Annotated in this window: 18 protein-coding genes; 6 read left to right on the top strand and 12 right to left on the bottom strand. The window is 73.1% G+C overall.

Going from position 1 to position 21538, the window contains the following annotated elements:
• Positions 1-2: 2 nt before the first annotated feature.
• The 6 genes from rapZ to AC1Q5D_RS14800 all read right to left on the bottom strand — a co-directional run bounded on the left by rapZ (position 3) and on the right by AC1Q5D_RS14800 (position 7780).
• Positions 3-893, bottom strand: a complete 891-nt coding sequence (gene rapZ / locus AC1Q5D_RS14825; protein ID WP_481739231.1) for an RNase adapter RapZ — start codon at positions 891-893, stop codon at positions 3-5.
• Positions 886-2964 carry an excinuclease ABC subunit UvrC gene (uvrC, locus tag AC1Q5D_RS14820; RefSeq protein ID WP_481739230.1) on the bottom strand — a complete coding sequence of 693 codons (2079 nt, stop codon included), beginning with the start codon at positions 2962-2964 and terminating at the stop codon, positions 886-888. Before uvrC ends, rapZ begins: the two co-directional genes overlap by 8 nt.
• A 9-nt stretch (positions 2965-2973) precedes the next feature.
• Positions 2974-3642, bottom strand: coding sequence for a lysophospholipid acyltransferase family protein (locus AC1Q5D_RS14815; protein WP_481739229.1), 669 nt, complete (start codon positions 3640-3642; stop codon positions 2974-2976).
• The gene (locus AC1Q5D_RS14810; protein WP_481739228.1) at positions 3643-4335 is read right to left on the bottom strand and encodes an HAD hydrolase-like protein; all 693 of its coding nucleotides are present in this window, start codon (positions 4333-4335) and stop codon (positions 3643-3645) included.
• A gap of 61 nt (positions 4336-4396) precedes the next feature.
• A complete protein-coding gene (gene uvrA, locus AC1Q5D_RS14805; protein WP_481739227.1) occupies positions 4397-7303 on the bottom strand; it encodes an excinuclease ABC subunit UvrA in 2907 nt (968 codons plus the stop codon).
• Between the two features lie 99 nt (positions 7304-7402).
• Positions 7403-7780: a GntR family transcriptional regulator gene (locus AC1Q5D_RS14800; protein ID WP_481739226.1), complete on the bottom strand. Its 378-nt coding sequence runs from the start codon at positions 7778-7780 to the stop codon at positions 7403-7405.
• Between the two features lie 142 nt (positions 7781-7922).
• Between AC1Q5D_RS14800 and AC1Q5D_RS14795 the strand changes: the two genes are divergently transcribed.
• Positions 7923-8594, top strand: coding sequence for an MBL fold metallo-hydrolase (locus AC1Q5D_RS14795; RefSeq protein WP_481739225.1), 672 nt, complete (start codon positions 7923-7925; stop codon positions 8592-8594).
• Between the two features lie 54 nt (positions 8595-8648).
• Here the strand turns inward: AC1Q5D_RS14795 and AC1Q5D_RS14790 are convergent, their stop codons facing one another.
• A complete protein-coding gene (locus AC1Q5D_RS14790; RefSeq protein WP_481739224.1) occupies positions 8649-9515 on the bottom strand; it encodes a methyltransferase domain-containing protein in 867 nt (288 codons plus the stop codon).
• A gap of 58 nt (positions 9516-9573) precedes the next feature.
• Between AC1Q5D_RS14790 and AC1Q5D_RS14785 the strand changes: the two genes are divergently transcribed.
• Complete coding sequence (locus AC1Q5D_RS14785; protein ID WP_481739223.1) at positions 9574-12132, top strand: DEAD/DEAH box helicase; 2559 nt, start codon at positions 9574-9576, stop codon at positions 12130-12132.
• A 31-nt stretch (positions 12133-12163) separates the two neighbouring features.
• Here the strand turns inward: AC1Q5D_RS14785 and AC1Q5D_RS14780 are convergent, their stop codons facing one another.
• Positions 12164-13027, bottom strand: coding sequence for a metal-dependent hydrolase (locus tag AC1Q5D_RS14780; protein WP_481739222.1), 864 nt, complete (start codon positions 13025-13027; stop codon positions 12164-12166).
• Between the two features lie 141 nt (positions 13028-13168).
• Between AC1Q5D_RS14780 and AC1Q5D_RS14775 the strand changes: the two genes are divergently transcribed.
• Positions 13169-13705: an N-acetyltransferase family protein gene (locus tag AC1Q5D_RS14775; RefSeq protein WP_481739221.1), complete on the top strand. Its 537-nt coding sequence runs from the start codon at positions 13169-13171 to the stop codon at positions 13703-13705.
• A gap of 98 nt (positions 13706-13803) precedes the next feature.
• Complete coding sequence (locus AC1Q5D_RS14770) at positions 13804-15078, top strand: alpha/beta fold hydrolase (RefSeq protein ID WP_481739247.1); 1275 nt, start codon at positions 13804-13806, stop codon at positions 15076-15078.
• 139 nt (positions 15079-15217) lie between these two features.
• On the opposite strand, the gene AC1Q5D_RS14765 is transcribed toward AC1Q5D_RS14770, so the two are convergent.
• From AC1Q5D_RS14765 to coaE, 4 genes are all read right to left on the bottom strand, one after another.
• Positions 15218-16252 (bottom strand): TerC family protein, encoded by a 1035-nt coding sequence (locus AC1Q5D_RS14765; protein WP_481739220.1) that lies wholly within the window; start codon positions 16250-16252, stop codon positions 15218-15220.
• A gap of 225 nt (positions 16253-16477) precedes the next feature.
• Entirely contained in the window at positions 16478-18577 is a 2100-nt protein-coding gene (gene uvrB, locus AC1Q5D_RS14760) for an excinuclease ABC subunit UvrB (RefSeq protein WP_481739219.1), read from the bottom strand.
• Between the two features lie 52 nt (positions 18578-18629).
• Positions 18630-18983 (bottom strand): hypothetical protein, encoded by a 354-nt coding sequence (locus AC1Q5D_RS14755; protein ID WP_481739218.1) that lies wholly within the window; start codon positions 18981-18983, stop codon positions 18630-18632.
• Positions 18980-19627, bottom strand: coding sequence for a dephospho-CoA kinase (gene coaE / locus AC1Q5D_RS14750; protein WP_481739217.1), 648 nt, complete (start codon positions 19625-19627; stop codon positions 18980-18982). Before coaE ends, AC1Q5D_RS14755 begins: the two co-directional genes overlap by 4 nt.
• A 42-nt stretch (positions 19628-19669) precedes the next feature.
• Between coaE and AC1Q5D_RS14745 the strand changes: the two genes are divergently transcribed.
• Both AC1Q5D_RS14745 and AC1Q5D_RS14740 read left to right on the top strand, forming a co-directional pair.
• Complete coding sequence (locus AC1Q5D_RS14745) at positions 19670-20347, top strand: IMPACT family protein (protein ID WP_481739216.1); 678 nt, start codon at positions 19670-19672, stop codon at positions 20345-20347.
• Positions 20337-21473 carry a class I SAM-dependent methyltransferase gene (locus AC1Q5D_RS14740; protein ID WP_481739215.1) on the top strand — a complete coding sequence of 379 codons (1137 nt, stop codon included), beginning with the start codon at positions 20337-20339 and terminating at the stop codon, positions 21471-21473. Before AC1Q5D_RS14745 ends, AC1Q5D_RS14740 begins: the two co-directional genes overlap by 11 nt.
• The last annotated feature ends 65 nt before the right edge of the window (positions 21474-21538 follow it).

The raw sequence follows: 21538 nt of genomic DNA, 5'->3' as shown, positions 1-21538 counted from the left end.
GCTCACTCCCGTCCCAGGTCGCGGTGGTTGACGGCGACGGTGACCCGTGGCAGCTGCCGGAGGCGCCGGGCCAGCTCCTCCGCGATGGCGACGGAGCGGTGCTTGCCGCCGGTGCAGCCCACGGCGATGGTCGCGTAGTGCTTGTTCTCCCGGCGGTACCCCTCCAGGACCGGCTCGAGGGCCTCGAGGTAGCGCCCGATGAAGTCGGAGGCGCCATCCCCCGCCAGGACGTAGTCGCTGACGACGGCGTCCTGACCGGTGTGCGGCCGCAGCTCCGGGACCCAGTGCGGGTTGGGCAGGAAGCGGGCGTCGGCCACGAAGTTCGCGTCGGCCGGCAGCCCGTACTTGAACCCGAAGCTCATGACGTTCAGGCGGACCACGATGGGCCCGGACTCCGAGAACAGCTCCGTGATCGCCGTGGCGAGCGCGTGGACGTTCATCGTCGTCGTGTCCAGCACGACCTCGGCCCGCTCGCGCAGCTCCCGCAGGACCTCCCGCTCCGCGGCGATCCCGTCCAGGATCCGGCCGGTCCCCTGCAGCGGGTGCGGCCGCCGGCCCTGCTCGAAGCGGCGGACCAGGTGCTCGTCGCTCGCGTCGAGGAACAGGACCCGGTAGTCCACCCCGGCCGCGCGCAGCAGCTGGAGGTTCTCCCGCAGCGCGGGGAACAGGGCCTTGCTGCGCACGTCCATGACGACGGCGAGCTTCGGGATCGCGCCCGGCGTGCGGGCGACGAGCTCCGTGAGCGTGGTCAGGAGCTGGGGCGGGAGGTTCTCGACGACGTACCAGCCGTGGTCCTCGAGCGCGTGCGCCGCCGTCGTGCGGCCGGCCCCGGACATGCCGGTGACGATGAGCAGTTCGGACTGGGCGGGTTTCACTGGCTCGAGGTCAGGCATGCTCCCATCCTAGGATCTCGCCGGTGGCGGTATTGACGATCGGCACCGCCCCGTCGGGGACGCCGCCGTCGTCCTCGCCGGGCGCCGCTTCCGCGCCGCCGTCGGGGGCCGTCGCGTCGGCGCCCGGGGCCGGGGCGCCCGCCCCGTCCGGCGCCGCCGGCCGCGGGGGCGCCGCGAACGCGGCGCGCAGGTTCGCGGCGAGGGCCGGGCCGACGCCGGGGACCTGCCGCAGCTCCTCCTCCGTGGCGGCGCGCATGGCCTTGAGCGTGCCGAAGTGCTTCAGGAGGGCCTTGCGCTTGGCGGGTCCGAGCCCGGGGACGTCGTCCAGGATCGAGTGCAGCATGGAGGTGGTGCGCTTCTTGCGGTGGAACGTGATGGCGAACCGGTGGGCCTCGTCGCGGATGCGCTGGACCATGTAGAGCGCGTCGGAGGCGCGCGGCAGGACCACGGGGAACGGGTCGTCGGGCAGCCACAGCTCCTCGAGGCGCTTGGCGATGCCGGCGACGTACACGTCGTCGATGCCGAGGTCGGCCAGCGCCTGGGACGCGGCGGCGACCTGCGGCGGTCCGCCGTCGACCAGCACGAGCGCCGGGGGGTAGGCGAAGCGGCGGTGGGTCCGCGCCGTGTCCGCCTCCGGGTCGATCTCCCCGCCCATCGCCGGGACGGGCTGGTCCTGGTCCTCGAGGTAGTGCCGGAAGCGGCGGGTGATCACGTCGTACATGGAGGCCGTGTCGTCGCGGGCGGCGTCCCCCGTGATGGAGAACTTGCGGTAGTCGGACTTCTTCGGCAGCCCGTCCTCCATGACGACCATGGATGCGACGACGTTCGTACCGGAGACGTGCGAGATGTCGTAGCACTCGATCCGCAGGAGCGGCACGGGCAGCCCCAGGGACTCCTGCAGCTCCTGGAGGGCGGCGCTGCGGACGCTGATGTCGCCCGCCCGGCGGGACTTGTGCAGGCGCAGCGCCTGTTCCGCGTTCTCGCGGACGGTGCCCAGGAGGGCGGCCTTCCCCCCCCGGCGGGGCACGCGCAGGTTCACGGCCGCCCCGCGCAGGCCGCGCAGCCACTGGGCGAGCTCGGGGGCGTTCTCCGGCTCGACGGGGACCAGGATCTCCTTGGGCAGCCGGTCCGCGGCGTTCTGCCCGTAGACCTGCTGGAGCAGGTGCTCGACGAATGCCTCGGGGGTGGTGTCCTCGACTTTCTCCACGACCCAGCCGCGCTGGCCGCGGATGCGCCCGTCCCGGACGTGGAAGACCTGGACGGCGGCCTCGAGCTCGTCCTCCGCGAGCGCGAAGACGTCCGCCTCGGTGTCCTCGGAGAGGACGACGGCGTTGCGCTCGAACACGCGCTTGAGCGCGGCGATGTCGTCGCGGTGGCGGGCCGCCTGCTCGTACTCCAGCTCGGCGACGGCGGCGGCCATCTTGTTCTCCAGGTCCCGGATGAAGCGCGTCCCCTCCCCGCCCATGAACCGGCACAGGTCCTCGGCGAGGGCCCGGTGGTCGGCGGGGCTGATGCGGCCGACGCAGGGGGCGGAGCACTTGTCGATGTAGCCGAGCAGGCAGGGCCGCCCGGTCCGCTCGGCGCGGGCGAAGACGCCCGCGGAGCACGTGCGGACCGGGAACACCCGGAGCAGGGTGTCGAGCGTGTCGCGGATGGCCTTGGCCGGGTAGAACGGGCCGAAGTACTTGGTGTCCTTGCGCCGGTCCCCCCGCATGACCTGCGCGCGCGGGTACTTCTCGCCCAGCGTGACGGCGAGGTAGGGGTACGACTTGTCGTCCCGGAACATGATGTTGAACCGGGGCGAGAACTCCTTGATCCACGTGTACTCGAGCTGGATGGCCTCGAGCTCGCTGCCCACCACGGTCCACTCGACGCCGGACGCCGTGTGCACCATGGTGTGCGTCTTGGCCGGAAGCGTGGCGGGGTTGGCGAAGTACGAGTTCAGCCGGGACCGCAGGTTCTTCGCCTTGCCCACGTACACGACGCGGCCCTGCGGGTCGCGGAAGCGGTAGACGCCCGGCGAGGTGGGGATCTCCCCGGTCCGCGGGCGGTAGCTGGAGGGATCGGCCATGCCTTAACGCTACTGGTCCGTCGGCACCTGGTTGTAGCCGGGGGCCCGCTCCTGGCCCGTCAGCGCCGCGATCGCGTCGACGATCTTGTCCGTGGCGGCCCGGCGCTCGGGCAGCGGGTGCTTGGGGCCGAGGCGGTCGAACACGAGCGGCTCCCCCGCCACCAGCGTGAAGTGCCGCGGGGTGATCCGGTTGCGGCCCGCCGGCTGCAGGCGCTCGGTCCCGATGAGCCCCACGGGAACCACGGGCGCCCCCGTCGACAGGGCCAGCCAGCCGACGCCGGTCCGGCCGCGGTAGATGCGCCCGTCCCGGGACCGCGTGCCCTCCGGGTAGATGCCGACGCCGCGGCCCTCGTCGAGGATGGCGACGAGGGAGTCCAGCGCGGCCACGGACGCGGCCTGCTCGCCGCGCTGCACGGGGATGGAGCCGACGGACTCGAAGAACGCCTTCATCAGCCGGCCCTTGAGCCCGGGCGTGGTGAAGTACTCGGCCTTGGCGAAGAACGCGACGGGACGGGGCATCAGCGCCTGGATGATGATGCTGTCCAGGAAGGACAGGTGGTTCGAGGCGACGATGAACGGGCCCTCGGTGGGGACGTTCTCCAGTCCGGTGACGGTCGGGCGGCAGGTTCCCCCGATCGCGCCGCGGAACGTGCGGCGGACCCCTTCGTACATGGACATCTAGGCGGTGGCCTCCTCGGCGATGGGCCCGAGCAGCAGGTCGGTCAGTTCTTCGGCGGTCCCGGCGACGCGGCGCACCCCGGCCGCCTCGAGCTCGCCGTCGGCGGCGAACCCCCAGGCGACGCCGATGCACGGGATGCCGTGGGCCGCTGCGCCCTCGGCGTCGTAGTGGCGGTCGCCCACCATCACGGTTTCCGCGGGGTCCGTGCCGACGGCCTCGAAGGCGGCCCGGACGATGTGCGCCTTGCCGTGCCCGGCGGGCAGGTTCGCCAGCTCGTTCGGGTCCGAGCCGTGGACGGAGCCGAAGCGGTCCGCGAGGCCCTGGATCTCCAACAGCCGGCGGGCGATGTCGGTGGGCTTCGAGGTCGCCACGGCCAGGGCAGCGCCGGCGTCGAGCAGCGCGTCCAGCATCCGGGGAACGCCCGGGTAGACGCGGCTGGAGGCCATGCCCTCGGCGGCGTACACGGCGCGGTAGTCCGCGATGATGCGCGGCAGGTCGCGCTCCGCGACGCCGGGGACGGTGAGCAGACCGGCGGCCAGCGGGGGCCCTACGAGGGCGTGCAGCACGTCCGGCCCGGGGTCGGGGATGCCGTTCTTCAGCAGTGCCGTGAGGATGCCGCCCGTGATGGCCCCGGCCGGGTCCACCAGGGTGCCGTCGAGGTCGAACAGCACGGCACGGGCGGAAATGGACACCCGGACATTGTTGCACGCCCACGCGCCCGGGCGTGGCACCCGGCCTCCCCCCGCCGCGCCGCTAGCCGAGGATCTGCGCCAGGAACGCCCCCGTGTGGCTCTCCGCGACCTTCGCGACCTGCTCCGGAGTCCCCTCGGCGACGACCTGCCCGCCGCCGGAACCGCCCTCGGGCCCGAGGTCGATCAGCCAGTCGGCGCTCTTGATGACGTCGAGGTTGTGCTCGATCGTGATCACGGTGTTGCCCTTGTTCACGAGGCCCTGGAGGACGGCCAGCAGCTTGCGGATGTCCTCGAAGTGCAGGCCGGTCGTCGGCTCGTCCAGGACGTAGATGCTGCGCCCGTTCGACCGCTTCTGCAGCTCCGCCGCCAGCTTCACGCGCTGCGCCTCGCCGCCCGAGAGCGTCGTCGCGGGCTGCCCGAGCCGCACGTAGCCCAGGCCGACGTCGACGAGCGTGCGCAGGTGGCGGGCGATCGGGGTGAACGCCGCGAAGAACTCGGCGCCCTCCTCGATGGACATGTCCAGCACGTCGGCGATGGTCTTGCCCTTGTAGTGGACCTCCAGCGTCTCCCGGTTGTAGCGGGCTCCGTGGCAGACCTCGCACGGGACGTAGACGTCCGGCAGGAAGTTCATCTCGATCTTCAGCGTGCCGTCGCCGGAGCACGCCTCGCAGCGCCCGCCCTTGACGTTGAAGGAGAACCGTCCCGGCTGGTAGCCGCGCAGCTTCGCCTCGTTGGTCTCGGCGAACAGGCGCCGGATGTGGTCGAACACGCCGGTGTACGTGGCCGGGTTCGAGCGCGGCGTGCGGCCGATGGGGCTCTGGTCCACGTGGATGACCTTGTCCAGCTGGTCCAGGCCCTCGACCCGCGTGTGCCGGCCGGGCACCTGCTTGGCGCCGTTGAGCTTGTTGGCGAGCACCTTGTAGAGGATGTCGTTCACCAGGGTCGACTTCCCGGAGCCGGAGACGCCCGTGATGGCGGTGAACACGCCCAGCGGGAAGGAGACGGACAGGTTGCGCAGGTTGTTCTCCCGCGCCCCGACGACCTTGACCTGGCGCTTGCGGTCGATGGGCCTGCGCTCCGCAGGCAGCTCGATCGACTTGCGGCCGGCCAGGTAGTCGCCCGTCAGGGACCGGTCGTTGGCCAGGAGCCCCTCGAGCGAGCCGGAGTGCACGACCGTGCCGCCGTGCTCGCCGGCGCCCGGGCCGATGTCGACGATCCAGTCCGCCTCCGCAATGGTGTCCTCGTCGTGCTCGACGACGATGAGCGTGTTGCCGAGGTCGCGCAGGCGGGTGAGCGTCTCGATGAGCCGCCGGTTGTCCCGCTGGTGCAGTCCGATGGACGGCTCGTCGAGGACGTAGAGCACGCCGACCAGGCCGGATCCGATCTGGGTGGCGAGCCGGATGCGCTGCGCCTCGCCGCCGGAGAGGGTCCCTGCCGCGCGCTCGAGGTTGAGGTACTCGAGTCCGACGTCCAGGAGGAAGTCCAGCCGGGCGCCGATCTCCTTGAGCACCTGGCCGGCGATCGTCGCTTCGCGGTCCGTGAGCTCGAGGGCGCCGAGGAACCCCCGCACCTCGCGCAACGGCAGCGCGGATGCGGCCGCGATGGACTTGCCGCCGAGCAGCACGGACAGGGACGCCGGGTTCAGGCGCGCGCCGTCGCACTCGGGGCACGGCACCTGCCGCATGTACTCCTCGTACCGGTCCCGGGCCTGGTCGGACTCCGTCTCCGAGTGCTTGCGGTGGATGTACTGGACGACGCCCTCGAAGCCCGTGGAGTAGGTGCGCTCGCGGCCGAAGCGGTTCCGGTACTGGACGACGACCTTGTGGTCCTTGCCGTGGAGCACGGCCTTCCGCGCGGCGGCGGAGAGCTTGCCCCAGGCGGTGTCCATCGAGAAGCCGAGCTCGTTGGAGAGGCCGGTGAGCAGCCGGTTCCAGTACTCGGTCGTGGCGGCGCCCAGCGACCACGGGGCGATGGCGCCCTCGGCCAGCGTCTTGTCGGGGTCGGGCACCACGAGGTCCTCGTCGACCTCGAGCTTGCTGCCGATGCCGGTGCAGGCCGGGCAGGCGCCGTAGGGGTTGTTGAAGGAGAAGGAGCGCGGCTCGATCTCGTCGATCGCCAGCGGGTGCTCGTTGGGGCAGGCCAGGTGCTCCGAGAACGCCCGGACGCGGCCCTCGTCCTCGGCGGGCAGGTCGACGAAGTCGGCCAGGACCCGCCCGTCCGCGATCGCCAGGGCGGTCTCGATCGAATCCGTGAGGCGCTGCCGCACCCCGTCCTTGATGGCGAGCCGGTCGACGACCACCTCGATCGTGTGCTTGAACTGCTTCTTCAGCGTGGGCGGGTCGTCCAGCTGGACGGTCTCCCCGTCGACGCGGGCACGGGCGAAGCCCTTCGCCGCCAGCTCCTTGAACAGCTCCACGAACTCGCCCTTGCGCCCGCGGACGACCGGGGCCAGGACCTGGAAGCGGGTCCGTTCGGGCAGCTCGAGCAGCTGGTCGACGATCTGCTGGGGCGTCTGCCGCGCAACCGGCTCCCCGCACTCGGGGCAGTACGGGCGGCCGACGCGCGCCCAGAGCAGGCGCATGTAGTCGTAGATCTCGGTGATCGTGCCGACGGTCGAGCGGGGGTTCTTGCTCGTGGACTTCTGGTCGATCGACACGGCCGGCGAGAGGCCCTCGATGAAGTCGACGTCGGGCTTGTCCACCTGGCCCAGGAACATGCGGGCATAGGCGGAGAGGGACTCGACGTAGCGCCGCTGCCCCTCCGCGAAGATCGTGTCGAAGGCCAGCGAGGACTTCCCGGACCCGGACAGGCCGGTGAAGACCACCAGCGCGTTGCGGGGCAGGTCGACGTCGACGTTGCGCAGGTTGTGCTCGCGCGCGCCCTTGACGATCAGCCGGGACTGGTCCGGGGCGCCGGATCCGACGGCGGGCACGGACTCTTCAAGCGTGTTGGTGGAAGGCACCCTCATATGGTAGTCGAAAACTTCTTCGAACTCGCGTTCGAAGACGCGCGTCACCCACCCGGGGCGCCGCCGTCGCCCTCCGGCGAGCGCCCGATGGAGCCGGCGCTACCTTCCGCGGAACGCGGCGCGCACGTACTCGACCGCCTCGTCCTCCCCCACGCCCCAGCGCAGGGACTCGTGGGCGAACGCCGTGGCCGCGTCGCCGACGTGCCGGCCGACGTCGTTCGCGGTCGCCTCGATGACCGTGCCGTTGCGGCCCCGGGTGGAGACCACGCCCGCCTGCTCCAGCTCGCGGTAGGCGCGGGCCACGGTGTTCGCGGCGACCCCGAGGTCCTGGGCCAGGCGCCGCACCGGCGGGAGCTTTGTCCCGGGCACGAGCCGGCCCTGCGCGACCGCGTCCAGGATCTGCCGGCGGATCTGCTCGTACGGATTGACCCGGCCGCCGTGGTCGACCTTCATGAATGCGAGGACATCCTCCTCCATGGTTTTCCTCCCCAAGTCCTTCGTTTTGTATCCCCCGTGGCCGCAACCATACTCTCCCGGACGGCGCCGGAAACGGCGCCATGCCTGAGCTGTCCCGGATCGTTCGTTCCGGGTGTGGCGCATCGTTCGGTAGCCTGTGGCCATGGACACCACCGCGACCCTCCTGCACGACCTGCCGAAGGCCACCATCCGACGGATCTCCGTGTCGGAGATGGACAACAACGTCTATCTGGTGACCTCGAAGGAGACCGGGTCCCAGATCCTCATCGACGCCGCCGACGACGCGGGGGCCATCCGCGGGCTCATCGCCTCGGCCGCCGGGGACGCGCCCGGCGGCACGCAGCTCGCGGTGGTCGTGACCACCCACAGGCACTGGGACCACGTGCGCGCCCTGCCGGAGCTCGCCACCGAACCCGGCGTGGGCCTGGCGGCCGGCGCCGACGACGCCGAGGCCATCCGGACGGACACGGGGGTGCGGATCGACCGCGAGCTGCGCGACGGCGACGCCGTGGCCGTGCCGGGCCTCGAGCTCGAGGCCATCCACCTGCGCGGCCACACGCCCGGCTCGGTCGCGCTCGTCTACCGCGACCCCGCCGGGCCCGCGCACGTCTTCAGCGGAGACTCCCTGTTCCCGGGCGGGATCGGCAACACGCAGGGCGACCCGGACCGGTTCGATTCCCTGTACACGGACGTGGTCGGGCGCGTGTTCGAGCGCTTCGCCGACGACACCCTCGTCCACCCCGGCCACGGGAAGGGCACGACGGTCGGTGCCGAGCGCCCGCACCTTCCCGAGTGGCGCGAGCGCGGCTGGTAGCTTCCGGCGCCGGCGAGGACGTCCAGCGGGCCGAGTGGCCCCGCGGCCGGGCCCCTAGGCGTTGGGGACGGGGCGCGCCGGGCCGACGGGCCGGGCGCGCCCCCGTGACCGCTTCACGCCCACCGCGAAGACCCGCCGGAACGGCAGGACCGTGACGGGCTCCCGGCCGTCGGCACCGGCCCCGGCGAGGGGCGGATAGGCCCCGCGGAGCAGGGCCGCGTACTCGGCTTCGAACTCCTCGGCCTCCCCCGCGCCGAGGACCGCGAGGACGGGCCGCAGCGCCGTCCCGCGGACCCAGCGCAACACCGGGTCCGGCCCGGTGAGGACGTGTCGGTAGACGCTCTCCCACACGTCGGCCTCGAATCCGTGGGCCAGCAGCAGCGACAGGTAGTCCTCCGGCGCGCCGACCGCCTCCGCGTGGCGCAGGACGCCGTCGAGCCGCGGCGCCCAGCGCGGGGACGCGGCGAGGCCACGCAGCAGCGCGTGCGAGGGGGCGCCGAAGTTCCCCGGGACCTGGGCCGCGAACCAGGCGCCGGTGGGCAGCGCGTCCAGCCACCGCCCGACGAGCGCGAGGTGGCCGGGAATCCACTGCAGCATCGCGTTGCTGACCAGCACGTCGGTCCCGGCCTCCGGCTCCCATTCCGCGGCGTCCGCGGGCGCGAACGCGAGGTTCGGGCGGTGGCCCTCCGTTCCGGGGGCGTGGGCGGCGCGGGCGCGGGCCAGCATCTCGGGCGAGGAGTCGAGGCCGACGACGGCGGCGCCTGGCCACCGGTCGGCGAGCGCAGCGGTCAGGTGCCCGGGGCCGCAGCCGAGGTCCACGACGCGCCGCGGCGTGCCGGCCCGGATGCGGGCGGCGAGGTCGAAGAACGGACGGTCGCGGTCGCCGGAGAACTCGGCGTAGGCGGCGGGATCCCAGCGCATGCGCCCAGCGTACGACGGCGGCGCCCCGCCGGCGGCCCGCGGGTAGGCTGGAGGCACCATGCTGCTGACCGAACTGCTCCCAGACGACCCGCCGCGCGGGGCGACCGCCGAATCCACCTACGAGTCCTTCATCCGGTGGGTGGAGCACCGCGGGATCGAGCTCTACCCCGCGCAGGACGAGGCGGTGATGGAGCTCGTCCAGGGGCACAACACGATCCTGGCGACCCCCACTGGCTCCGGGAAGTCGCTGGTGGCCGTCGCCGCGCACTTCAACTCCCTGGCGCGTGGCGAGGTCAGCTTCTACACGGCGCCGATCAAGGCGCTGGTCTCGGAGAAGTTCTTCGACCTGTGCGGCATCTTCGGCGCGGAGAACGTCGGGATGGTCACCGGGGACTCCTCGGTCAACGCCGACGCGCCGATCATCTGCTGCACCGCGGAGATCCTGGCGAACATCGCCCTGCGCGAGGGCTCCGAGGCGGACGTGGGCTGCGTCGTGATGGACGAGTTCCACTTCTACGCGGACCCGCAGCGCGGCTGGGCCTGGCAGGTTCCCCTGCTGGAGCTGCCGCAGGCGCAGTTCCTGCTGATGTCCGCGACGCTGGGCGACACCACCCGCTTCGAGGACGAGCTCGCGGCCCGGACGGGGCGGGCGTCCACCACGATCGCCCACGCCGAGCGGCCCATCCCGCTGCACCACTACTACTCCGAACAGCCGGTCCAGGAGGCCATCGAGGAGCTCGTCTCGACCCGGCAGGCCCCCGTCTACGTGGTGCACTTCAGCCAGCTCGAGGCGATCGAGCGCGCCCAGGGGCTGATGAGCGTCAACGTGTGCACGCGCGAGGAGAAGGACCGGATCGCGGACCTGATCGGCGGCTTCCGGTTCTCCGCGGGGTTCGGCAAGACCCTGAACCGGCTGGTCCGCCACGGCATCGGCGTGCACCACGCCGGCATGCTCCCGAAGTACCGGCGGCTCGTCGAGCAGCTGGCCCAGGCCGGCCTGCTCAAGGTCATCTGCGGCACCGACACCCTCGGCGTGGGCATCAACGTGCCGATCCGGACGGTGATGCTCACGGCCCTGACGAAGTTCGACGGCACGCGCATGCGGCCCCTGAACTCCCGCGAGTTCCACCAGATCGCCGGCCGCGCCGGCCGGGCGGGCTACGACACGGCGGGCACCGTCGTCGTCCAGGCACCGGAGTACGCCATCGAGAACAAGCGCGCCATGGAGAAGGCGGTCGCGAAGTTCGGCGACGACCAGCGCAAGCTGCGCCAGGTCACCAAGAAGAAGCCGCCCCAGGGCTTCGTCACGTGGAGCGAGAAGACGTTCGACAAGCTCGTCGCCTCCGCCCCGGAGCCGCTGCAGTCCAGCTTCACGGTCACGCACGCGATGCTGCTGAACCTCCTCGAACGCCCGGGGGACGCCTTCGCCGCCGCGCGCCGGCTGCTGACCGAGAACCACGAGCCGCCCGCCCGCCAGCGGTCCCTGCTGCGCCGCGCGCTCGGCATCCTGCGCGAGCTGCTGGCCACGGGCGTCGTCACCCGGCTCGACGAGCCGGACGCGTACGGGAACCGGCTCGCCCTGACCGTGCACCTGCAGCCGAACTTCGCGCTGAACCAGCCGCTGTCGCCGTTCGCGCTGGCCGCCTTGGAGCTGCTCGACCGGGACTCGCCGTCCTACGCGCTCGACGTGGTCTCCGTCATCGAGGCCACGCTCGAACGGCCGCGGCAGGTACTGAACGCGCAGGAGAAGAAGGCCCGCGGCGAGGCGGTCGCCGCGATGAAGGCCGAGGGGCTGGAGTATGACGCGCGGATGGCCGCCCTAGAGGAGGTCACGCACCCGCGGCCGCTGGCCGAGCTGCTGGAGCAGTCCTTCGACACGTACCGCGCCGGCGCGCCCTGGCTCGCCGACTTCGAGCTGTTCCCGAAGTCGGTGGTCCGGGACATGTACGAGCGGGCCATGTCGTTCGGGGACTACATCCGCCACTACCAGCTGGCCCGCTCCGAGGGCATCCTCCTGCGGTACCTGACGGACGCCTACAAGGCCCTGCGCCAGACCGTGCCGCAGGACGCGCTCCGCGAGGACCTCGAGGACCTGGTCGCCTGGCTCGGCGAGCTGGTCCGCCAGACGGACTCCAGCCTGCTGGACGAGTGGGAGCAGCTGGCCTCCGGCGAGATGCCCGACGATCCGGCCGAGGACATCGTGCCGCCGCAGCCGGACCGGGTCACGGCCAACGAGCGGGCCTTCCGGGTCATGGTCCGCAACGAGATGTTCCGGCGCGTGCGGCTGTTCGCCGACGAGCGGGAGGCCGAGCTGGGCGACCTCGACGGCGACGCCGGCTTCGGCCCCGACGCGTGGGCCGACGCGATGGACGGGTACTTCGGCGAGCACGACGACATCGACGACGGCCCCGGCGGCCGGGCCCCGCAGCTGTTGGCCATCGAGCCGGCGCGCGAGGACGGCCGCCCGGTCTGGCGGGTGCGGCAGGCGTTCGCCGACCCGGCGGGGCACCACGACTGGGGCATCGACGCGGTCGTCGACCTGGCGGCCTCGGACGAGGCCGGCGCCGCCGTCGTCACCGTCACCGGCGTCGGCCGCCTGGACGGCGTCGCCCGGTAGGGGGCCCCGTGGCGCGCGGGACGCGCCGGGCCTAGCTGAGCGCGCCGGACAGCAGGGCCAGCGCGGCGGCCGCGCCGTCCCGCGTGGCCGCCCAGAGCGGGACCACGATCCCGCCGAACGCGTACGCGGACACGGGGACGCACACCAGCCACTCGCGCCACGAACCGGCCCGACCCAGCACGGGCAGCGCCACGCGGCCGCTGCGCCGCCACGCCGTCCGCAGCAGCGGGACCCGGCGCACCGACCGCGGCGCCCGGACCCGCAGCGGCCACACCAGGTTGCAGCCGCCGTCGGTGAGCAGGTCCCCGGCGATGTGCACGGCCGTGCCGAGCGCGACGGCGAGCACGAACCAGTACTGCTCCCCCGGCGCGCAGAGGGCCACGAAGGCCCCCGCCGGCAGGGCCACGAGCCAGGGCAGGCGGCGCATCGAGTCCGGGATGAAGCGCAGGGCCTTGAACGCGAACGCGGCGAGCACGACGGCCACGAGGCCGGCGCCCGGGTAGACGGTCCCGAACGGCCCGCCCGGCACCGTCCACAGCCCGGCCACCCAGGCGACGGCGGTGAAGGCGGCGACCCCGAACACCGTGTGCGTCCCGTTGCGGTGCCCTCCGGCCAGCCGCCCCAGCACGGCGCACAGGCGGTTGGACACGGGCGGCAGGGACTGGGCGATGCTCGCGTGCCGGTGGTCGGCGTCGGGGAGCAGCGCGGCGCCCGCGCACACGAGCGCACCGGCGGCGACGCCGAGCGGCGTGACCTCGAGCAGGCCCCAGCCGACGGCGAGGTCATCCGGGGCGGAGGCCCACCACCGCCGGAGGGCGGAGAGCGGCACGTGGAACTGCGTGGTGACGGCAACCCAGGCGGCGGCGCCGCAGGCTGCATGGTGCCCGCCCATCATCGGGTGGACCCCCTTTGCTTCGGTCGTGGGTGGTCGGGGTCGGCCCCGGAGCGGGAACGCCCCCACCCTACGCGGCGCGTCCGACGGGTCGGCGCCCGGTGGACCGCCGGCGTCCCGGGCGCGCCCCGGTAGGCTCGCCCCATGAGCATCCGCCCCGCCCGCCCCCACGACGTCCCCGTGCTGCTGGAGCTGATCCGCGGCCTGACCGAGTACGAGCGGGAGCCGGACGCGGTCCGGGCGACCGAGGCCGACCTGCTGCGCGACCTGTTCGGAGCCGAGCCGCGGGTGTTCGCCCACGTGGCCGAGGGCCCGGACGGCCGCGTCGCCGGATTCGCCCTCTGGTTCCTCACCTACTCCACGTGGGAGGGCGCGCACGGCATCCACCTCGAGGACCTGTATGTGCGCCCCGAGGCCCGCGGCGGCGGACACGGCACGGCGCTGCTGGCCGAGCTGGCGCGGATCGCCGTGGAGCGGGGCTACCGCCGCGTCGAGTGGGCGGTGCTGGACTGGAACGCGCCGGCCATCGCCTTCTACGACGCGCTCGGTTCCGCGTCGATGGACGGGTGGACCACCCGCCGGCTCGACGGCGCCGCCCTGAGGGCCCTCGCAGGGCGCGGCGCCGCCGGCCGCCCGGCCGGCGACCGCAGCGCCGCCGTTCCCGGGGCGGACGCGCGGTGAGCGCGGGGCAGCGGACGACGGCGGCCTCGGGCCGGACCGCACGGCCGGGCCCGGACGCGCCCGTGCACCGGGTCGTCGCGGAGCACCGGCTGCGGGACATGCACACCGTGGAGCACGAGTTCTCCCTCCCCCTGGACCACGGCGATCCCGACGGCGAGCGGATCACCGTGTTCGCGCGCGAGGTGCGCGCCGCGTCGCTGCCGGACCCGGAGTCGCTGCCGTGGCTGCTCTACCTGCAGGGCGGCCCCGGCGGCCAGGCCCCGCGGCCCACCGTCCTGTCGGGCTGGATGCGGCAGGCGGCCCGGGACTTCCGGATCCTGCTGCTGGACCAGCGCGGCACGGGCCTAAGCACGCCGGCGAACCGGCAGACGCTGCCGCTGCGCGGGGACGCCGCCGCGCAGGCCGCCTACCTGGCGCACTTCCGGGCGGACTCGATCGTGCTGGACGCCGAGGCGATCCGCCGCGAGCTCGGGGCCGGGCGCTGGACGACCCTGGGCCAAAGCTACGGCGGCTTCTGCACGCTGACCTACCTCTCCCTCGCGCCCCACGGCCTGGAGCGGTGCCTGGTCACCGGCGGACTGGCTCCGCTCGAGGGCACCGCCGACCGCGTCTACCGGGCGACGTACGCGCGCATGGCGGCCCGCAACGCCGAGTACTTCGACCGGTACCCGGCCGACCGGGCGGCGCTGGACCGCGTCGTCGGGCACGTGCGGTCCGGCCACGCGGAATCGCTGCCGGACGGGCGTCCCGTCACCGTGGGCGTGGTCCAAATGCTGGGCCAATACCTCGGCGGCAACCTGCGCATCGACACCCTGCACCACGTGCTCGAGTCCGCGTTCGTCGACACCCCGGCAGGGCCCCGGCTCTCGGACGCGTTCCTCGCGGCCCTGCAAGCGCAGGCCTCCCGGCTCGCCAACCCCCTCTACGCCCTGATGCACGAATCCATCTACGCCCAGCACGCCGCGACCGGCTGGGCGGCCGCCCGCCTCCTGGACGAGTTCCCGGGGTTCTCCCCCACCGCCGAGCAGCCGCTGCTCACCGGGGAAATGGTCTACCCCTGGTACTTCGACGAGGATCCGGCCCTGCGGCCCCTGCGCGGGACGGCGCACCTGCTCGCCCAGCGCGCCGACTGGCCGGACCTGTACGACCCGGAGCGGCTCGGCGCGAACACCGTGCCCGTCGCCGCCGCCGTGTACGCGGACGACGTCTACGTGGACCGGGCGCTCTCGATGGAGACCGCCGGGCGGGTGCGCGGGCTGCGCGCCTGGGAGACCCCGGAGTTCCACCACGACGGGCTCGCGGAGGACGGCGCCGGGATCTTCGCGCGGCTCCTGGCCCTGTCGGGCTTCCACGAGGAGGCGCGGGGGCGCTAGCGCCGGCTGCCTCACCGGCACGGCACGCGCCGCCGGCGGCCCCGGAGGCAACGAAGCGGCGCAGCGGCCCCGGGTGGGGTGCGCTGCGCCGCTCCGTCGTGCTCCGCGTCCGGCCCGCCCGGCGGGACGGGCGGGCGGGCTACTCGGCGTCCGTGTGCGCCCGGCGCTCGTCGTCCAGCAGGCGCTGGTCGACGGCGGCCCGCTTGCCGGCGGGGCTGAGCAGGCTCGCGACGGTGGCGATGACGATCGTCGCGAGGATCACGCCCAGGGACAGCTGGGTCGAGATCACGGGGACCCACTCGATATGCTGGCCGCCGTTGATGAACGGCAGCTCGTTCTCGTGCATCGCGTGGAAGACCAGCTTGACGCCGATGAAGGCGAGGATGACGGACAGGCCGTGCTTGAGGTAGACGAGGCGGTCCATGAGGCCGCCCAGCAGGAAGTACAGCTGCCGCAGGCCCATCAGGGCGAAGATGTTGGCCGTGAACACGATGAACGCGCTCTGGGTGAGGCCGAAGATCGCGGGGATGGAGTCGACGGCGAACAGCAGGTCGGTCATGCCGATGGTGATGAAGACCATGACCATCGGGGTGAAGACCTTGCGGCCGTCCACGACGGTGCGCAGCTTGTTGCCGTCGTACGCGTCGCTGACCGGCAGGCGCTTGGTGAGGCGGGCGATGAGGCCGTTGTTCGAGCCCTCCTCCTCGTCCTCGCCGGAGTCGGTGGCCTGCTTCCAGGCGGTCCACAGCAGGAACGCGCCGAAGACGTAGAAGACCCAGCTGAAGTTCTCGATGATGGCGGCGCCGACGAGGATGAAGATGCCGCGCAGGACCAGGGCGATGATGATGCCGAACATCAACACTTCCTGCTGGTACTTCCGGGGCACCGAGAACCGCGCCATGATCACGATGAACACGAACAGGTTGTCCACGCTGAGGCTGTATTCGGTGATCCAGCCCGCCAGGAACTCCTGGCCGTAGTCGGGGCCCGCCTGCCAGAACATCAGTCCCGCGAAGACGAGGGCGAGGAACACGTAGAAGCCGACCCAGAGGCCGGCCTCCTTCATGGACGGCTCGTGCGGCCGCTTGACCACATAGAGCAGGTCGAAGAGCAGGACAAGGCCGAGGACGACGAACGTCACGACCTCGAATTGCAGGGTCAGCTGATCAGACACCTAGGTCCTTTCGCGTGGCGGCGCCGGGAAGGGCGACCGCGGTGGGGTACGGGTCGAGCCGCAAGTCTCTCCGCCGCCCGGTCCGGGATCGGCCACTGCGCCCGGCCCGGCCCCGTTGCCCGGCGTGCTGACGTCCACAGTGTTTGGGATACTCCCCTACGCTCGGACCAGTGTACCGCAGCGGGGGTCCCGGACCGCCCGTGGCGGGGCCCCGCCGTCGCGCCCCTAGGCGTGTCCCGCCTGCTGCATCTGGCGCAGCTCCTTCTTCAGGTCGGCGACCTCGTCGCGCAGCCGGGCAGCGAGCTCGAACTGCAGTTCGGCGGCCGCGCCGTGCATCTGCTCGGTCATTTGCTCGATCAGGCCGACCAGGTCCTCGGCCGGCGCTGCGGCCAGGCCGTCGCGCCGGACGGTGTCCTCGGCCTTGCGCACCGTGGAGGTGCGCCGGCCCCCCTTGGCCATCCGGTTGTTCTCCAGCAGCTGCCGCGTGTCCTCGTCCTCGCGGGCGAGCTGGTCCGTGATGTCCGCGATCCGCTTGCGCAGGGGCTGCGGGTCGATGCCGTGCTTGAGGTTGTGGGCGACCTGGATCTCGCGGCGCCGGTTCGTCTCGTCGATCGCGTGGGCCATGGAGTCGGTGATCCGGTCCGCGTACATGTGCACCTGCCCGGACACGTTGCGGGCGGCGCGGCCGATGGTCTGGATCAGCGACGTCCCGGAGCGCAGGAAGCCCTCCTTGTCGGCGTCCAGGATGGCCACCAGGGACACCTCCGGCAGGTCGAGGCCCTCGCGGAGCAGGTTGATGCCGACCAGCACGTCGAAGACGCCCAGGCGCAGCTCGCGCAGCAGCTCGACGCGGCGCAGGGTGTCGACGTCGGAATGCAGGTACTGCACCTTGACGCCGTGCTCCGTGAGGTAGTCGGTGAGGTCCTCGGCCATGCGCTTGGTCAGCGTGGTGACGAGGACGCGCTCGTCGCGCTCGGTGCGGACCCTGATCTCGTCGAGCAGGTCGTCGATCTGCCCCTTCGTCGGCTTCACGACGATCTCCGGGTCGACCAGGCCCGTCGGGCGGATGATCTGCTGGACGACGCCGTCGGACTTCGACAGTTCGTACTTGCCCGGCGTCGCCGACAGGTACACGGTCTGCCCGATCCGCTCCAGGAACTCGTCCCACTTCAGCGGGCGGTTGTCCATGGCGGACGGGAGGCGGAAGCCGTGCTCCACGAGCGTGCGCTTCCGCGACATGTCGCCCTCGTACATCGCACCGATCTGCGGGATCGTCACGTGGGACTCGTCCACGACCAGCATGAAGTCGTCGGGGAAGTAGTCGAGCAGGCAGTGCGGGGCCGTGCCGGGCCCGCGCCCGTCGATGTGCCGCGAGTAGTTCTCGATGCCGTTGCAGAAGCCCATCTGCTGCATCATCTCGAGGTCGTACGTCGTGCGCATGCGCAGGCGCTGGGCCTCGACGAGCTTGTTCTGGTCCTCGAGCTCCTGCAGGCGCTCCCGCAGCTCGTCCTCGATCGCCGTGATCGCCCGGTTCATGCGTTCGGGGCCGGCGACGTAGTGGCTCGCGGGGAAGACGTACATCTCCTGCTCCTCGCGCACGATCTCGCCGGTGAGCGGGTGGAGCGTGTGGATCCGTTCGATCTCGTCGCCGAAGAACTCGACGCGCACCGCCTGCTCCTCGTACATGGGGATGATCTCGACGGTGTCGCCGCGGACGCGGAACGTCCCGCGGTGGAAGTCGGTGTCGTTGCGCGTGTACTGCATGGCCACGAACTGGCGCAGCATGTCGTCGCGGTTGAGCTCCATGCCCTGGCGGAGCGTCACCATGCCCGCCACGTACTCCTCCGGCGTCCCGAGGCCGTAGATGCAGGACACCGTGGCCACGACGATGACGTCGCGGCGGGTGAGCAGCGCGTTCGTGGCCGAGTGCCGCAGCCGCTCGACCTCCTCGTTGATGGAGGAGTCCTTCTCGATGAACGTGTCCGTCTGCGGGACGTAGGCCTCCGGCTGGTAGTAGTCGTAGTACGAGACGAAGTACTCGACGGCGTTGTTCGGCAGCAGCTCCCTGAACTCGTTCGCCAGCTGGGCCGCCAGCGTCTTGTTCTGCACCAGCACCAGGGTGGGGCGCTGCACCTGCTCGACCAGCCAGGCGGTGGTCGCGGACTTGCCGGTGCCGGTGGCGCCCAGCAGCACGACGTCCTTCTCCCCGGCCTTGATGCGCGTGGCCAGCTCCGCGATGGCCTGCGGCTGGTCGCCGGCGGGCTGGAACTCGCTGACGACCTGGAACGGGGCAACGACGCGCTTGATGTCCTGGGCAAGGCTCATGGGTCTAGGCTACGCCGAGCCCCGGGGCGAGTCGCCGCCGGTCGCCGACGGCTTAATCCGGGCCTCCGCGCCGCAGGAGCGGCCCGCCCGCGGCCCGGCCGAGCAGGGCGTGCGCCAGCGCGCGCAGGAAGAAGACCGACGCGGCCAGGCCCGCGGCGATGCCGGCGAGGCCCAGCCACGCGGGGATCCAGACGGCCGCGCCGTACGGGCCGTCCCCGCCGACGAACTCGGCGCGCCCGCCGCAGCCGAGCCAGACGCCGACCGCGGCGGCCCAGAGCGCGGCCATCGCCAGGAACAGCCACCGCGCCGTCCGCAGCCCGGGGCCGAACGCGAAGGGCACGGCGGGGCGGCGGTCCGTCCCGTGCCGGTTCCCGGACGGTCCCCGCGGCGGGCCCGGGGTGCTCACGACCGGTCGGCCCCGTCGCGGAACCCGCCCGCCTGGCCGTCGCGGGCGGCGCGCAGCGGGTCCACGCGCGCGGACCAGAAGCGGTCGACGGCGGCGCGCAGGTCCTCGCGGCTGCCCGCGTTGTGGAGGACCGCGTCGGCGGCCGCGGCGCGCTCCGCGTCGCTGGCCTGGGCGGCGATCCTCGCGCGCGCGTCGGCCTCGTCCATCCCGCGGTCCTCGACCATGCGCCGCACCCGCTCCCCGAGCGGGGCCTCGACGACGAGCACGAGGTCGAACCGGCCGGCCTGGCCGGTCTCGACGAGCAGGGGGATGTCCTCGACCAGCACCCCGTCCGCCGGGGCCTCGGCGGCGAGGCGCTCGGCCTCGGCCCGGACGAGCGGGTGGACGATCCCGTTGAGCCGCTCGCGCTGGGCGGGGTCCGCGAAGACGAGGGCGCCGAGGGCGGGGCGGTCGAGCGCGCCGTCGGGAGTGAGGATGCCGGGTCCGAACGCCTCGACGACGGCGGCCAGGCCGGGCGTGCCCGGCTCGACGACGCGCCGCGCGATCGCGTCGGCGTCGACCAGCGTGGCGCCGAGCTCGACGAGCCGGCGCGCGGCCAGCGATTTCCCCGCGGCGATGCCGCCTGTCAGACCGATGGTGAGCACCCGACCAGTCTAGACAGGCGCGGGTTCCCTAGACTGTCTCGGGTGACTGACAGCCCCGGCGGGCCCACCCGCTACACCACGCTGGCCGCCGACCACCGCCACGAGACCGAGGTCAAGCGGTCGCGGTTCATCGCCGTGCTGCGCCGCGTCGAGTCGGAGGAGGCGGCCCGGGCGCTCGTGGCGGAACTCCGCCGCGAGTTCCACGACGCCCGGCACCACTGCAGCGCCTTCGTCATCGGCCCGGACCGCTCCCTGCAGCGCTCGAACGACGACGGCGAGCCCTCCGGCACGGCGGGCCTGCCGATGCTGGAGGCGCTCGTCAAGCGGGAGACCGTGCCCGGGGCGGCGGACCTCAGCGACACGGCCGCCGTCGTCGTCCGCTACTTCGGCGGCGTCCTGCTCGGGGCCGGCGGACTGGTCCGCGCGTACTCGGAGTCGGTGGCGCGGGCCCTGGACACGGCCCGGACCCTGCAGCGCCGCCGGCTGCGCCTGTTCGCGGTCCCGGCCGGCCACGCGGAGGCCGGGAGGCTGGAGAACGACCTGCGGGCGGCGGGCACCACGGTGCTGGGAACGGACTACGGTGCCGGCGGCGCCGACATCCGGGTGGCGCTGGACGACGACGCCGACGTTGTCGACCGGTTCCGGCACCAACTGGCGGCCCTGACCTCGGGCGGCGCCGAGGCCGCCCCGCTGGGGACGGAGTGGGTCGATGTCCCCTGACGCGACGCCGCTGGACCTGTCCGCGCTGCGCCGGTGGCCGGACGTGGAGGCGCCGAACCTGTTCGCGGCCGACGCCGCGGACCGGCTCCTGCTCGACACGGCCGCCGGCCTGTGGACGGGCCTCGATGGCGGAGACATCGCCGTCGTCAACGACCACTACGGCGCGCTGGCCCTCGGGATCGCCGCAACGGGGCGCCGGGGCGTGCGCGTGCACCAGGACCCTCTGGTCGCCGAGCTGGCCCTGGAGCACAACGCGGCCGCCCTCGGCCTCGGCGGGCACCGGAGCCTGCCGCTGGGACCGGGGCTGTTCGACGGCGTCCGCCTGGTCCTGATGCAGCTCCCGCGCTCCCTCGACGCCCTGGAGGAGACCGCGCACCACATCGCCGCCGCCGCGGCCCCCGACGTCACCGTCCTCGCCGGCGGCCGGGTGAAGCACATGGCGCGGGCCATGAACGACGCCCTGGGCACCGCGTTCGACACGGTCGCCGCCGGGCTCGCGCGGCAGAAGGCCCGCGTGCTCACGGCCACCGGCCCGCTCCCCGTGGGGACGTCGAGGTTCCCCCTGGCCGCGGCGCACGACGTCGGGCTGCCGGCCCCGCTGCGGCTGCGCGCGTACGGGGCGACGTTCGGCGGGCCCCGCCTGGATCCGGGGACGCGGTTCCTGCTCCCCCACCTGGCCGGCGCCCCGGACGCCGACCGGGCCGTGGACCTCGGCTGCGGCAACGGCACCGTGGCCGCCTACCTGGCCCTCGCCCGGCCCCGGCTGCGGGTGTTGGCCACGGACCAGTCGGCCTCCGCCATCGAGTCCACACGGGCCACGGCCGCGGCCAACGGCGTCGCGGACCGCATCGAGGCCCGACGCGCCGACGGCCTGGCCGGCCTGCCGGACGCGTCCGAGCGGCTCGTCGTGCTCAACCCGCCGTTCCACATCGGCAACGCCGTGCACACCGGGGCGGCGCACCGCCTGTTCGCCGACGCCGGCCGCGTGCTGGCCCCCGGCGGCGAGCTGTGGGCCGTGTGGAACAGCCACCTGGCGTACAAGCCGGAGCTGCGGCGCCTCGTGGGGCCCACGCGCGAGGTCGCCCGCAACCCGAAGTTCACGGTCACGGTCTCCACGCGCCGCTGAGGACCAGGCGGCGCGCGCCTCCCGGAAACGACGGAACCCCGCCCCTCCCGTGGGAGGCGCGGGGT

The sequence above is a fragment of the Arthrobacter paludis genome, assembly GCF_056782315.1.
The sequence above is the reverse complement of the archived record's forward strand: the minus strand, read 5'-3'. Positions and strand labels throughout refer to the sequence as shown.

Coding starts and splice junctions, on each gene's coding strand:
- rapZ (WP_481739231.1), bottom strand. CDS start 893: ATGCCTGACCTCGAGCCAGTGAAACCCGCCCAGTCCGAACTGCTCATC.
- uvrC (WP_481739230.1), bottom strand. CDS start 2,964: ATGGCCGATCCCTCCAGCTACCGCCCGCGGACCGGGGAGATCCCCACC.
- AC1Q5D_RS14815 (WP_481739229.1), bottom strand. CDS start 3,642: ATGTCCATGTACGAAGGGGTCCGCCGCACGTTCCGCGGCGCGATCGGG.
- uvrA (WP_481739227.1), bottom strand. CDS start 7,303: ATGAGGGTGCCTTCCACCAACACGCTTGAAGAGTCCGTGCCCGCCGTC.
- AC1Q5D_RS14800 (WP_481739226.1), bottom strand. CDS start 7,780: ATGGAGGAGGATGTCCTCGCATTCATGAAGGTCGACCACGGCGGCCGG.
- AC1Q5D_RS14795 (WP_481739225.1), top strand. CDS start 7,923: ATGGACACCACCGCGACCCTCCTGCACGACCTGCCGAAGGCCACCATC.
- AC1Q5D_RS14790 (WP_481739224.1), bottom strand. CDS start 9,515: ATGCGCTGGGATCCCGCCGCCTACGCCGAGTTCTCCGGCGACCGCGAC.
- AC1Q5D_RS14785 (WP_481739223.1), top strand. CDS start 9,574: ATGCTGCTGACCGAACTGCTCCCAGACGACCCGCCGCGCGGGGCGACC.
- AC1Q5D_RS14780 (WP_481739222.1), bottom strand. CDS start 13,027: ATGATGGGCGGGCACCATGCAGCCTGCGGCGCCGCCGCCTGGGTTGCC.
- AC1Q5D_RS14775 (WP_481739221.1), top strand. CDS start 13,169: ATGAGCATCCGCCCCGCCCGCCCCCACGACGTCCCCGTGCTGCTGGAG.
- AC1Q5D_RS14770 (WP_481739247.1), top strand. CDS start 13,804: ATGCACACCGTGGAGCACGAGTTCTCCCTCCCCCTGGACCACGGCGAT.
- uvrB (WP_481739219.1), bottom strand. CDS start 18,577: ATGAGCCTTGCCCAGGACATCAAGCGCGTCGTTGCCCCGTTCCAGGTC.
- AC1Q5D_RS14740 (WP_481739215.1), top strand. CDS start 20,337: ATGTCCCCTGACGCGACGCCGCTGGACCTGTCCGCGCTGCGCCGGTGG.